The sequence below is a fragment of the Corynebacterium sp. genome (assembly GCF_022712195.1).
Taxonomy (GTDB): domain Bacteria; phylum Actinomycetota; class Actinomycetes; order Mycobacteriales; family Mycobacteriaceae; genus Corynebacterium.
This window is the reverse complement of sequence record NZ_JALAGY010000010.1, coordinates 1-12,316: the sequence shown is the minus strand read 5'-3', so window position 1 is coordinate 12,316 and position 12,316 is coordinate 1. Positions and strand designations below refer to the sequence as shown.

Below are 12,316 nucleotides of genomic sequence, written 5' to 3'. Positions count from 1 at the left end.
TTCTCGAGAAGACCCCGGCGACGCCGCACAACCCGGCGTACGGGGGCGGTTCCGCGCCGCCACCCCGCCGGCGAAAGCTGCACCTTCCCGGCCGTCCCGCACCTCCGGACCGACTGACCGTGTCAGTCAGGGCACCGGCGGCACCGACCCAGGCGCCGACCATTCGAATCTGAACATGTCCCCCGCCCAGCGCGCGGCGACGGACCCCCGGTTGACGAAGGCCACCGCGCAGGCCGGTGCGCAGACCACCTCCTCCGGGGAGGACAACGAGGGTTCGGCCGCCACGACGGCGTCGGACGCCGACGTCGTCAGCGCGACCGGCTCGATGGCGATCGCGACTCTGTTGAGCCGGATCACCGGCTTCCTGCGGACCGCGTTGATCGGCTGGGCTCTCGGCGCCGGGGTCGCCAGTGCGTTCAACACGGCGAACACGCTGCCGAACCTCATCACCGAGCTGGTGCTCGGCGCGGTGCTCACCAGTCTCGTGGTGCCGTTGCTCGTGCGGGCGGAGAAGGAGGACCCGGACCGCGGGGCGGCGTTCATCCGACGTCTGCTGACGTTGACGTTCACACTCATGATGACCGTGACGGTCATCGCGGTACTGGCCGCACCCCTGCTGACCCGGGTGTCGTTGGACTCCGACGGCCAGGTGAACATCGGCATGTCCTCCGCCTTCGCCTACCTGGTGCTGCCGCAGATCGTGTTCTACGCGATGTTCGCGGTGATGATGGCGGTGCTGAACACCAAGGGCATCTTCAAACCCGGCGCGTGGGCCCCGGTGGTCAACAACGTGGTGACGTTGGCGGTGCTGAGTCTCTACATCCTGCTGCCCAATGAGTCGAAGCTCAGCAAGGATGACGTCGTGTCGATCACCGACCCGCACATCATGCTGCTGGGTCTGGGCACCACGCTGGGCGTCGTCGTGCAGGCGGCGATCATGGTCCCGTACCTTCGTAAGGCCGGCGTCGACATCCGGCCGTTGTGGGGGCTGGACGACCGGCTGAAGCAGTTCGGCGGCATGGCCCTGGCGATCGTCGTCTACGTGCTGATCTCCCAGATCGGCTGGGTGCTGAACAACCGCATCGCCTCCAGCTCCGGTGCGGGTCCGACGATCTACATGCAGGCCTGGCAGCTGCTGCAGGTGCCCTACGGTGTCATCGGCGTGACCCTGCTGACCGCGGTGATGCCGCGGCTGTCGCGCAACGCCGCGGACGGCGACGACAAGGCCGTGGTCAAGGACCTGACCATGGCGACGAAGTTGACGATGCTGGCGCTGGTGCCGGTCATCGCCTTCTTCACCGCCTTCGGCACGCTGATCGCCCCGGCGCTGTTCGCCTACCAGGAGTTCTCGCTCGACGACGCGAACGTCCTGGGCTGGACGATCAGCTTCTCCGCGTTCACGCTTGTCCCCTACGCCATCGTGCTGCTGCACCTGCGCGTCTTCTACGCCCGCGAGGAGGTGTGGACGCCCACCTTCATCATCGGCGGCATCACCATCACCAAGGTGACCCTGGCGTACCTGGCCCCGCACATCGCCAGTGAACCGCGCCTGGTGGTGGTGCTGCTGGGTGCGGCCAACGGCATGGGCTTCGTGGCCGGTGCGATCATCGGGCACCGGCTGCTGAAACGTTCCCTGGGGCATCTCGGCATGCGCAGTGTGCTCAGGACGTCGCTGTGGGCCCTGGGGGCGTCGGCGGTGTCCGCCCTGGTGGTGTGGCGCCTCGACGTGCTCGTGGACCACTTCCTCATCCCGGACGGCTTCCTGTTCGGCTACCTCATCCGTCTGATGGTCGCCGGCGTGGTGTTCCTGGCGATCGTCATCGCGATCATGTCCCGCTCCAAGCTGCCGGAGGTCATCACCGTCGGTGCGACGCTGGCCCGGCTGCCGGGTGTCGGCCACTTCTTCGCCAGGGCCGCCGCAGTGGAGGAGCAGGAGCGCCCGTCCGCGCGCATCACCGAGATGCCCATCGCCGGCATGACGGGGCTCACCGGGCAGGACGTGGTGGGCCCGGCGATGCCGCCGCTGTCCGCCGGCCGGGTCCGTGGCCCGCGCCTTGTTCCCGGTGCCCCGATCCTACAGGGCCGGTTCCGGCTGCTCTCGGACCACGGTGGATCACCCGCGGCACGGCTGTGGCAGGCCCGCGACAACGAGACCGGGGACCTCGTGGCCCTCACCATCCTGGACCCGCAGGTCGCCGGGGCAGGTTCCCGCGAGCTGCTGGACCGCAGCGCCACGCTGGCGAAGGTCTCCTCCCCGGGTGTGGCCCGCGTGCGGGAGATCTGTGACGCCCGGACGCTGGTCGTCGTCGTCGCGGACTGGACCGAGGGCGCACCGTTGACCAGGGTGGCGGAGTCCGGTCCCGACCCGCTGGCCGCCGGCTACGCGATGGCCGACCTGGCGGACGCCGCCGGGGACGTGGCCGACCTGGGCGGGTCGCTGGGCATCGACCACCGCAACCGGTTGCGGATCAGTTCAGAGGGGCGGGCGGTGCTCGCCTTCCCGGGTGTGCTGCCGGGCGGCTCGGCCCGTCAGGACGTCCACGCCATCGCGGTGTCGCTGGACATGCTCCTCGCGGCGGTGCCGTCGGAGGAGATCCCCGCGGAGCTGCAGCAGATCCTCGGCGACGCACGCCGGGTGGACGGCGTCGACGCACGGCAGCTCGCGGCGCGTCTGCGTGCGGCGACGACGTCGGAGTCCCCCGACGCCGATCTGGTGACCAGTGCCGACGTGGCCCCGAACCCGGAGCAGCGTGCCGGTTTCGGCGCCGCCCCGGAGAAACCGGGACGCACCGCACTGTCGGTCACCCTGACGATCGGCGGACTGTTCCTCATCGTCGCACTGATCGTGGTCGCGGTGGCCTACTTCGGTGGCGACCGCCGCGACTCGCCGGTGACCACGGACTCCATCCGCGGCGGTCAGACCACCTCGGCGCAGGCTGCCCCGGACCCCGAACCCGTGGCCGTGTCCGAGGCCGCGGAGTGGGCGCCGGCGGACGGTGACGGTTCCCTGGACCGTCCCGGGGACGCCCCCCTGGTCATCGACGGCGACCCGGCGACGACCTGGGACTCGGCGCAGTACGTCGACCAGCTTGGCGACGGGCCGTCGTCCCTGAAACCGGGGCTCGGCCTGCTGCTGTCGCTGGACGGGCCGACGTCGGTGACGTCGGTGGACCTCGAGGGTGTGCCGGCGGGTACGCGCATCGAGCTGCGCACCGGGTCCGGTGAGATCTCCACGGTGGACCAGACGCAGCTGCTGGACGCGCAGACCGCCTCCGGCGGGACGCTGACCCTGTCCGGCGAGGACGCCCCCGCCGGGGACCGGGTGCTGCTGTGGATCACGGAACTCCCGATGCCGGACGCCGCCTCGGTGGGGGAGGTCACGGTGCACGGCGTGCGGGAGTGACAGCGGAATCATCCGAAGTATCGCAAAGTATAGTGCCGTATCCAGAAAACTGGATACGGCACTATACTTTGGATGATATCGGATACTCTGGCCCCATGGATGGTGCGCTGAACCCCTATTCCCCAGGTGCAGGCCTGCGGCCTGTCGCGCTGGTCGGTCGTGACGGGGAACTGAAGCTGATGTCAGACATGATCACTCGCGTTGAACGCGGACTGCACAACCGTGGGCTGATCCTCCACGGACTCCGTGGTGTCGGGAAGACCGTCCTCCTCAATGAGATGGCGGAGAAGGCGGAGGAGGCCGACTGGTTCGTCGTCCGCCTGGAGGCCCGGAGCGACGGCCCCGGGCAGGCCCAGATCCGCAGCAAACTCGCCCGCGAGATGGTTGTCAGCGCCAGGAAGATCACCCTTCGCGAACGGTGGCGCGGTATCACGAAGGCATTGCCGACGATCTCGTCGTTCACCCTGTCCCTCGGGTTCTCCGGGGCATCGCTCAACGTGGATGCCGTCCACGGACGGGCGGACTCGGGAGACATCAGCATCGACCTCGAGGAACTTGTCTTCGACGTCGCCGCTGCGGCGGCGGAGGACGGGAAGGCTCTCGCGTTCTTCATCGACGAGATGCAGGACCTCGAGCCCGAACTGCTCGCGGCCGTCATCGCGGCCCAGCACCTGGCTGGACAACGTGGCCTGCCGTTCCTCGTCTTCGGGGCGGGGCTGCCGACACTCCCGTCCGTCCTCGCCGGCACCCAGTCCTACGCGGAACGTCTCTTCAGTTACCGGCAGATCGGGAAACTGGACGACGGGGAGGCGCGGAAGGCACTCAGTGAGCCGGCCGCCCGGGAAGACGCCACCTTCGCCCCGGACGCCCTCGATGAACTTGTGCGGGTGTCCGGCAACTACCCCTATTTCCTGCAGGAGTACGGCAAGGCTGTCTGGGATGTCGCACCGCAGTCCCCGTTCACCCGGCAGGACGCGCAACTGGCGGAAGGCACGGGGACGGCCGCCCTGGACGAAGGGTTCTTCCCCAGCAGGTGGGACCGGGCGACCCCTGCCGAGAAGCGTTTCCTTACCGCCATGGCGGCGAACGGCCAGGATGCGGTGCCGATCGGCACCGTTGCCGAATCGATGGGCGCGGAGGTGCGCTCTCTCGGCACCGCACGGAAGAAACTCATCGACAAGGGGCTCATCTACTCACCGGCGCACGGCCTGGTGCAGTTCACCGTTCCGGGCATGGCAGGGTTCATCCGCAGGACGGTGGATCCCGCGACACTCGAGTAGGCGAAGTATCGCAAAGTATAGTGCCGTATCCAGTTTTCTGGATACGGCACTATACTTTGCGATACTTTGCGACACTTCCGGAACCGGCATGGTCTACGACGCCGCGAGCCGCCGGATCGTCCGCAGCATCCGTACCGTCATCACCCCGGACGCCACCGCGAGGAACGGCACGAACAGCCGGTGGTGCACACGGGCGAACCGGTAGCGTTCGCGCACGTGGAGACGGGTGCCGTCCGCCACCGGGGTCAGGACGAACACCCAGGTGAACACTTCGGGCACGGCGGCCGGGTCACCTCCCACCAGGACCAGCGCCTCGTCCTGCGTCGCCTGGTGCACCGTCAACGGCAGCTCGGGGGCGAGTCGGACGGTGTCCCCGACGGTTCTCGTCGACCATTCCGGACGCAGAGCACGGACACCGTGAATCTCGCACCCGACGAGGTTCTCCAGGAACTCCCAGGAATAGAAACCGCCCCTGTCCTGGCCCAGTTGCATCAACCACGGCCAGACGTCCTGCGGCTGCGCGGGGATCGTGACCGCACGGTCAGCCTGGAAGTGGGGGCAGGCGAGGCTGTCTCCCGGCAGGGAACGTCGCCGTTCCTCCCGTGTGCTTCCCCACGTCGTGCACCACAGAGACCGCATGGTGCCGATCCTACAGTCGGAAAGTTGTCCACAGGCGCTCCGCGGGTACGTTCACTCCGCTAAGCTCGTGCACGAAGCTCTCCCCGGGGGACGGAGGAGAGCAGGGGACGTTACTTTCAAGGGGGATCCTTCATGACCGCACCATCCGTCACGCCGAGCGACGCCGAACTGCTGCGCCGCCACCTCGCCGGCTGCGCCGCGTCCTTCACTGAGCTGATGGGCCGGCACTCCGGCCTGCTGGGGTGGGCGATGCACCAGGCCGGGGTGCCCGTCGAGGACCGGGCGGACGTCCTGCAGGACGGTCTGCTGAAGATCCACCGGACGGCGGGCACCTTCCGCGGCTCGGACTCGGCCGCGGCCTGGCTGCACACCATCATGCGCAACACGGCGTTGACGCACCTGCGGGACAGCAGACGCAGGAACGACGAACTCGCGCGGGCGGTGGAACTGGGGGAGCGGCTGCGTTACCTGCCGGACAGCCGCTCCGCCGACGCCGGTCAGACCGTGCACCGTATCCTGCTGCACGAGGCGGTCAGTCAACTTCACCCTGGCCTGCGGGACGTGATCGTGCTCACCGACATGCGTGACCTGTCGCTGCGGGAGACCGCCGACCACCTGGGCATTCCCACCGGGACGGTGAAGTCGCGTCGGGCGAGGGCCCACCGCCACCTGCGCGTCCGCCTCGCAGAGGCCGGGGTGGCACCTGCGGTGGCCGGTGCGTCGCTAGAATCGTCGGCATGAGTGATTCCACCCCGTCTGTGCACGACGTCGTCATCATCGGTTCCGGTCCCGCCGGCTACACCGCCGCCATCTACGCCGCCCGCGCGGAACTCAGGCCCCTGGTGTTCGAGGGGATGGACTTCGGCGGTCTGCTGATGCAGACCACCGAGGTCGAGAACTTCCCCGGGTTCCCGCAGTCCATCATGGGGCCGGCCCTCATGGACGACATGCGCAACCAGGCGGAGCGTTTCGGCGCCGACCTGCGGATGGAGGACGTCGTCCGGGTCGAGCTGGAGGGAGAGGTGAAGAAGGTCTTCACCGACGAGGAGGAGTTCCACGCCCGCACCGTCATCCTCGCCACCGGCGCGGAGCCCCGCTACCTCGGCGTCCCCGGCGAGGAGGCCCTGCTGGGACACGGCGTCTCCGCGTGCGCGACCTGCGACGGCTTCTTCTTCAAGGAGAAGCAGATCGCCGTCGTCGGCGGTGGCGACTCCGCGATGGAGGAGGCCGACTTCCTCACCAAGTTCGGTGACCGGGTGACCATCATCCACCGCCGGGACGAGTTCCGCGCCTCGGCGATCATGGAGGAGCGGGCCCGCAACAACCCGAAGATCGACATGGTCATGAATTCGCGGGTGGTCGAGGTCCTCGGTGAGGGCAGTGTCAGGGCGCTGAAGCTCGAGGACACCGTGACCGGTGAGACCCGTGAGGTGCCGATGGACGCGATGTTCGTCGCCATCGGTCACGATCCGCGCACCGCCGTGTTCGAGGGGCAGGTCGAGCTCCAGGACAACGGGTACGTGAAGGTGGACGAGCCGTCCACGAGGACCTCGGTTCCGGGCGTCTTCGCCGCGGGTGACCTGGTGGATTCCCACTACCAGCAGGCGATCACCGCCGCCGGGTCCGGCTGCCGCGCCGCCTTGGACGCTGAGGGGTATCTGGCCGCTCTCTGAGCGCCCGCGGATCACCGGCTTAGCCGTTCCGTGACTCTACCGTGACCGCTCCGTGACTGTTCAGCGCATGTTTTCGCGCTTCTACTCCCACGGGTATTGTGGTGGGCAGATTCTTGCTCCCATCACCCTCAGGAGATTCACCCCATGTCCGACCCCGTGACCGTCACCCAGGACACGTTCCGCAGCACCGTCATCGAGTCGGACGTCCCAGTCCTGGTGGACTTCTGGGCGGGCTGGTGTCAGCCGTGCATCCAGATGGAACCGGCCCTGGAGAACATCGCCGCCACCTACGACGGGTCCGTGACCGTGGCGAAGGTCAACGTGGAGGAGGAACGCGGCCTGGCCTCGATGTTCCAGATCATGTCGATCCCCGCGATCTTCGTCTACCAGGGAGGCAAGAAGGTCGTGGAGCTCCACGGACGTCAGTCCGAGGCCGATCTCGCCGCCGCTCTCGACCCCCTCATCTCCGCGTGATCTCTTCCCCTGACCATCAGCCACCTGTGACGGAAACGAGAGGACAACGTGCACCGTAACTCACTCAAGTTGGGCGACCGGAGCCCGCGAGTCGCCGAAGTCCGCAGTACCCTCGCCCGGCTCGGATACATTGACGGGTTCACCGGGGACACCTCGGGGGACGCCGGTCAGCGGTGGACGCCCGAGGAGGAGCTCTTCGACGCCGACCTGGACATCGCCCTGCGCGCATTCCAGCAGGGCCGCGGCATCATCGCCGACGGCCACATCACCGACGGCACGTTGCGCGCCCTGCGGGAAGCCTCCTACACGCTGGGGGCACGCGTGCTGTCCCTGCAGCCTCCGGGACACTACTTCGTCGGCGACGATGTCGCGGAGCTCCAGACGCAGTTGCACGACCTCGGCTTCTACACCGACCGGGTGGACGGCCAGTTCGGTCCGCAGACCCATGAGGCCGTCCGGAAGTACCAGCTGAACTACGGGCTGACCAACGACGGCGTCTGTGGTCCGGTGACCCTGCGGGCGCTGAGTTACCTGGGCCGTCGTATCACCGGAGGTTCACCGCAGGCGATCCGTGAGAAGGAGCAGATCCGGGCGGCCGGACCCCAGCTCACGGGCAAACGGATCGTGATCGACCCGGGTCTCGGCGGCGACGTCGCCGGACGGACCGTCACGGGGCGCTACGGCACGATCACGGAGGAGGAGATCCTGTGGGATCTCGCCACTCGCACTGAAGGACGCATGATCGCGGCGGGTATGGAGACGATCCTCTCGCGCCCGCGCAGTGACAACCCGACGAGTCTGGAACGGGCGGCCCTGGCGAACGCCTTCGGCGCCGACCTGATGATCTCCCTGCGGGCGGACGTCTACCCCAACGAGCGTGCGAACGGTGCGGCGTCGTTCTACTTCGGCTCCGAGTCCGGGTCGTCGTCGCTGACGGGGGAGAAGCTCTCCGGGTTCATCCAGCGCGAGGTCACCACCCGGACGTCCCTGACGAACTGCCGCAGCCACCGGCGCACCTGGGACCTGCTGCGCATGACGAAGATGCCGGCGGTGCAGTTCGTGGCCGGCTACCTGACGAACGACGACGACGTGGCCGTGTTGACGGACCCGGAGGTCCGGGACACCATCGCCGAGGCGCTCGTGGTCGCCGTCAAGCGCCTGTACCTGCTTGACGCGGACACGGCGCCGACCGGCACCTACCGGTTCTCCGACGTGCTGGAGGCCGAGAAGCTGGCCTGAATCACACCGGTGTGATTCAGGCGCGCTGTCCGCCGAGTACGGTGCTGAGCGGTGCTCTGTCGTGCATCAGCTCATGGGCGTCCGTGGCGTAGTTGCTGAACAGTGAGGATCCTTCCGCGAGCTTCTTGCGGTACCGCGGGAAGCGGGGGTGTTTCCCGACGACGGTGAAGCCCTGCTGCTCCAGAATGTCCGCGGAGAGGACCGGGGCGGCTTCCAGGTCCGCCCCCGGACGGTCGGGGCGTTCCTCCCAACCGTGGTACCCCTCGGGAATGTAGCCCAGGGGAGTGCCGTCCGCGTCGTTGCGCCCGTAGACCTCCACTGCAGCGACACCGCGGCGCTCCGCTTCGGTGAGGATGGTGTCGATGAGGCTGTGTTCGAGGTAGAGGCCCATGTAGGGCTGCTCGACGAAGACGGTGGAGATCTGGATGGCGTCGCCGGACACCGGACCGGACGGCATCGCCGCCGAGCCCGGGAAGTACGTCGGGGGAGCGAAGAAGGCGGTCGCCGCCGGCCGTTCACCGCTGCCCCGGTCACCGGTACCGACGAAGGCCGTGTACCCGCAGGTTCCCCAGCGGTAGAGGACGGACTGGATCCACATCTGCTTGTCGAAGGCGGGATCCGTACTCTCCACCCCGGGCCCGAGCTCCCAGAAGACGTCGGTGCCCGCGGAGGGCGCCACCACGTCACCGCTGTCGTGCTGCAGGGCGCTGTACCTGATCTCCACCGATGTCCTCCTCTGTCGGAGGTCGAGTTTACCTCGCCCGGGTGGCGGCTGCGGCCGGACCCGCTAATCCGACGTGGAGGTCACAGTTTCACGTGAAACCGTGGCCGCTCACTTCTCGCGGGGGAGTTTCAGCAGGTCCGTGATCCGCTCGAAGTCGTCCTCGTCGCCGAATTCGACGACGATCTTGCCCTTTTTGGCACCCATCTGCACGGTCACCCGGGTGTCGAGTGCGTCCGCGGCGGAGCTTGCCCACCGGGTGACCGATTCGGGCTGCTCACGGGGGGCGCGTGACGTGCGCGGAGCTTGCTCCTCACCCCGGTTGAGCAGCACGACGGCCTCTTCGGTGGCACGTACGCTCAGACCTTCAGCGATGATGCGGTCCGCCAGTTTATCCTGCGCCTCCGGCCCAGCCTTGACTCCGAGGAGGGCGCGCGCGTGCCCTGCGCTCAGCACGCCGGCCGCCACCTTCCGCTGTGCCCCGACCGGAAGCTGGAGGAGACGGATCATGTTGGTGATCAGCGGTCGGGAGCGCCCGAGACGCCGGGCCAGTTCGGCCTGGGTGACGTCGAACTCCTCGAGAAGCTGCTGGTAGGCACTGGCCTCTTCCAGAGGGTTGAGTTGGACGCGGTGGATGTTCTCCAGCAGGGCGTCCCGGAGCATGTCCTGGTCGTCCGTCTCCCGGACGATGGCCGGGATCGTCGCCAGGCCCGCCATCTTGGAGGCACGCAGACGGCGTTCACCCATGATCAGTTCATAGGTGGAGCTTCCCGTCGGCCGGACGACCACAGGCTGAAGGAGGCCGAACTCCTTGATGGAGTGGACCAGTTCGTTGAGGGGTTCCTCCTCGAAGGTCTCGCGCGGGTTCTTTCGGTTGCGACGGATCGACCCGAGGGGGAGCTCCCGGTAGGTCGCCCCGATGTTCTCTTCGGCCTCGGGAGCACTGTCGGAGCCCTTGGCGCCACCCTCGGGAGTAACGTCACTGTGACGTTGCCCGGCCGGGCCGAGGATGACGTCCGCTGCACCCGCACCCAACCTCGGCTTCGACGGACTGGTCGGAATGAGGGCCGCGAGGCCTCGTCCCAGGCCACCTCGCTGGGTCTCGGTCTGGGGGAGCTGGGGGAGGGTCGGCTTGTTCTTCTCTGACATCAGTTGCTGCTTCCTGTCCGCAGTTCAGGTGCCACACCGATCGGGGCGGTCTCGGGGAGGGGGAGGTAGTCGCCGCGTTGCGCGAATTCGACGGCGGCGTCGAAGTAGGCCAGTGCTCCGCGTGAGCCGGCGTCGTACTGGAGCACCGTCTTCCCGTAACCCGGCGCCTCGGAGACCTTCACGCTGCGGGGAATCTGGTTGTCCAGCACAGCGCTGCCGAAGTGGCTCCTCACTTCGCCGGCGACCTGTTCGGAGAGCTTCGTCCGGGCGTCGTACATCGTCAGGAGCACGCCGGAGACGTGGAGCTCCGGGTTGAGGTGCTCGCGGATCATCGAGATGTTGTTGAGGAGCTGTCCCACTCCTTCCAACGCGTAGTACTCGCACTGGATGGGGATCAGGACCTCGGTGGCCGTGTTCATCGCGTTGATGGTCAGCAGCCCCAGTGACGGCGGGCAGTCGATGAAGACATAGTCGAAGCCTTCACGCTCCAGGTAGCCCGGGCTGAGTGCGTCGCTGAGCCGGTATTCACGCCGCACCATCGACACCAGCTCGATCTCCGCGCCTGCGAGGTCGATCGTCGCCGGGATGCAGAAGAGGTTCTGGTTCTCGGCATTCGCCTGAATCACCTCCGCCGGTCCCTTCTCCCCGATGAGAAGTTCATAGCTCGACGGCGTCCCGATGCGGTGTTCGGCTCCGCAGGCCGTGGACGAGTTCCCCTGGGGGTCCAGGTCGACAACCAGGACCTTGAGCCCGTGGAGCGCCAGCGCCCACGCCAGGTTCACTGCCGAGGTCGTCTTACCCACGCCGCCCTTCTGGTTGGCGATCGTGATGCGGCGGGTCCTGGTGGGACGGGGGAGTGACAGACGCTCCGGATTCTGGATACGAGCAGCCCGACGAGCAGCGTCGGCGATGGGTGTGTCATCCCACTCGGGAGGAATCATGGACGTCCTTTGCGTGACTTAGTGCGGCGTGGTCGTGTTTCACGTGAAACACGAGGCGTACCGGGTGCCCTTGTACCGATAGCCTAGTCCCCACTCGCGTCGTGAACAACGAGAGTTTCACGTGAAACACCGGTCATGAATGACATGCTTGTCATTCAGCGTAGGCGTTCGACGTCCACCACGAAAGTGGGCTGTTCCAGGACGGACGCACCGACCTCCAGGACCGTCCCAGGCGATCCGCCGGCACGTGTGAGGTCCCGGGCGTCCCGCACCAGTTCCTCGCCCGCAGAAGAGCCTTTCAGCGCCTTCACGTGGCCACCCACGCGCGCGAGGGGGAGTGACCAGCCCATCAGACGTCCCACCGGAGCGACCGCGCGCGACGTGACCACGTCTGCACCACCCACGGCCCGTGAGATCTCCTTGTCCTCAGCCCGTCCACGGAAGACCTCGACGTTCCCGAGACCGAGATCGGCGACGACCTCATTGAGGAAGGTCACCCGCCGCAGCAACGGCTCAACGAGCTGGACCCGGAGATCCGGGCGTGCGACGGCCAACGGGATCCCCGGCAGGCCGGCTCCGGAACCGACGTCAACCACGCGGGCGCCGTCCTCGACCACCTCGCTGAGGACGGCACTGTTGAGGATGTGGCGCTCCCAGAGCCGACCGACTTCGCGGGGGCCGATGAGACCGCGGACCACGCCTGCGTCGCGCAGCCAGGCGGCGTAGCGCGTCGCAAGGTCCGTACGGTCACCGAAGACCGCCTCAGCCTCCGGGGGAGGGGAGGGGACGTCCTGGGG

Annotated in this window: 11 protein-coding genes; 6 read left to right on the top strand and 5 right to left on the bottom strand. The window is 67.7% G+C overall.

Annotated elements, in window-relative coordinates:
• Window positions 1–175: 175 nt before the first annotated feature.
• Together Q0A34_RS01295 and Q0A34_RS01290 are read left to right on the top strand one after the other, a co-directional pair.
• Complete coding sequence (locus tag Q0A34_RS01295) at window positions 176–3,403, top strand: murein biosynthesis integral membrane protein MurJ (protein WP_291477719.1); 3,228 nt, start codon at window positions 176–178, stop codon at window positions 3,401–3,403.
• Between the two features lie 95 nt (window positions 3,404–3,498).
• Window positions 3,499–4,683, top strand: coding sequence for an AAA family ATPase (locus Q0A34_RS01290; RefSeq protein WP_291477717.1), 1,185 nt, complete (start codon window positions 3,499–3,501; stop codon window positions 4,681–4,683).
• A 93-nt stretch (window positions 4,684–4,776) separates the two neighbouring features.
• On the opposite strand, the gene Q0A34_RS01285 is transcribed toward Q0A34_RS01290, so the two are convergent.
• Window positions 4,777–5,322: a hypothetical protein gene (locus Q0A34_RS01285; RefSeq protein ID WP_291477715.1), complete on the bottom strand. Its 546-nt coding sequence runs from the start codon at window positions 5,320–5,322 to the stop codon at window positions 4,777–4,779.
• Window positions 5,323–5,454: 132 nt separating this feature from the next.
• Between Q0A34_RS01285 and Q0A34_RS01280 the strand changes: the two genes are divergently transcribed.
• From Q0A34_RS01280 to Q0A34_RS01265, 4 genes are all read left to right on the top strand, one after another.
• Complete coding sequence (locus tag Q0A34_RS01280) at window positions 5,455–6,063, top strand: sigma-70 family RNA polymerase sigma factor (protein WP_291477713.1); 609 nt, start codon at window positions 5,455–5,457, stop codon at window positions 6,061–6,063.
• Entirely contained in the window at window positions 6,060–6,995 is a 936-nt protein-coding gene (trxB, locus tag Q0A34_RS01275; RefSeq protein ID WP_291477711.1) for a thioredoxin-disulfide reductase, read from the top strand. The genes Q0A34_RS01280 and trxB overlap by 4 nt, the downstream gene beginning before the upstream one ends.
• 144 nt (window positions 6,996–7,139) lie before the next feature.
• Window positions 7,140–7,469 (top strand): thioredoxin domain-containing protein, encoded by a 330-nt coding sequence (locus Q0A34_RS01270; protein WP_291477709.1) that lies wholly within the window; start codon window positions 7,140–7,142, stop codon window positions 7,467–7,469.
• Between the two features lie 48 nt (window positions 7,470–7,517).
• On the top strand, window positions 7,518–8,708 hold the full coding sequence (locus tag Q0A34_RS01265) for an N-acetylmuramoyl-L-alanine amidase (RefSeq protein WP_291477707.1): 1,191 nt from the start codon (window positions 7,518–7,520) through the stop codon (window positions 8,706–8,708).
• A gap of 16 nt (window positions 8,709–8,724) precedes the next feature.
• Here Q0A34_RS01265 and Q0A34_RS01260 read toward each other — a convergent pair whose 3' ends face one another.
• From Q0A34_RS01260 to rsmG, 4 genes are all read right to left on the bottom strand, one after another.
• Entirely contained in the window at window positions 8,725–9,432 is a 708-nt protein-coding gene (locus tag Q0A34_RS01260; protein WP_291477705.1) for a hypothetical protein, read from the bottom strand.
• 108 nt (window positions 9,433–9,540) lie between these two features.
• Complete coding sequence (locus Q0A34_RS01255) at window positions 9,541–10,578, bottom strand: ParB/RepB/Spo0J family partition protein (RefSeq protein WP_291477703.1); 1,038 nt, start codon at window positions 10,576–10,578, stop codon at window positions 9,541–9,543.
• Complete coding sequence (locus tag Q0A34_RS01250; RefSeq protein WP_291477696.1) at window positions 10,578–11,519, bottom strand: ParA family protein; 942 nt, start codon at window positions 11,517–11,519, stop codon at window positions 10,578–10,580. Before Q0A34_RS01250 ends, Q0A34_RS01255 begins: the two co-directional genes overlap by 1 nt.
• 155 nt (window positions 11,520–11,674) lie before the next feature.
• Window positions 11,675–12,316, bottom strand: a 642-nt coding sequence (gene rsmG, locus Q0A34_RS01245) for a 16S rRNA (guanine(527)-N(7))-methyltransferase RsmG (protein ID WP_291477693.1), incomplete at its 5' end; no start/stop codon positions are given.

Bases quoted from the DNA above. Each gene is read 5' to 3' on its own strand.
- Q0A34_RS01295 (WP_291477719.1), top strand. From the start codon at position 176: ATGTCCCCCGCCCAGCGCGCGGCGACGGACCCCCGGTTGACGAAGGCC.
- Q0A34_RS01290 (WP_291477717.1), top strand. From the start codon at position 3,499: ATGGATGGTGCGCTGAACCCCTATTCCCCAGGTGCAGGCCTGCGGCCT.
- Q0A34_RS01285 (WP_291477715.1), bottom strand. From the start codon at position 5,322: ATGCGGTCTCTGTGGTGCACGACGTGGGGAAGCACACGGGAGGAACGG.
- Q0A34_RS01280 (WP_291477713.1), top strand. From the start codon at position 5,455: ATGACCGCACCATCCGTCACGCCGAGCGACGCCGAACTGCTGCGCCGC.
- trxB (WP_291477711.1), top strand. From the start codon at position 6,060: ATGAGTGATTCCACCCCGTCTGTGCACGACGTCGTCATCATCGGTTCC.
- Q0A34_RS01270 (WP_291477709.1), top strand. From the start codon at position 7,140: ATGTCCGACCCCGTGACCGTCACCCAGGACACGTTCCGCAGCACCGTC.
- Q0A34_RS01255 (WP_291477703.1), bottom strand. From the start codon at position 10,578: ATGTCAGAGAAGAACAAGCCGACCCTCCCCCAGCTCCCCCAGACCGAG.
- Q0A34_RS01250 (WP_291477696.1), bottom strand. From the start codon at position 11,519: ATGATTCCTCCCGAGTGGGATGACACACCCATCGCCGACGCTGCTCGT.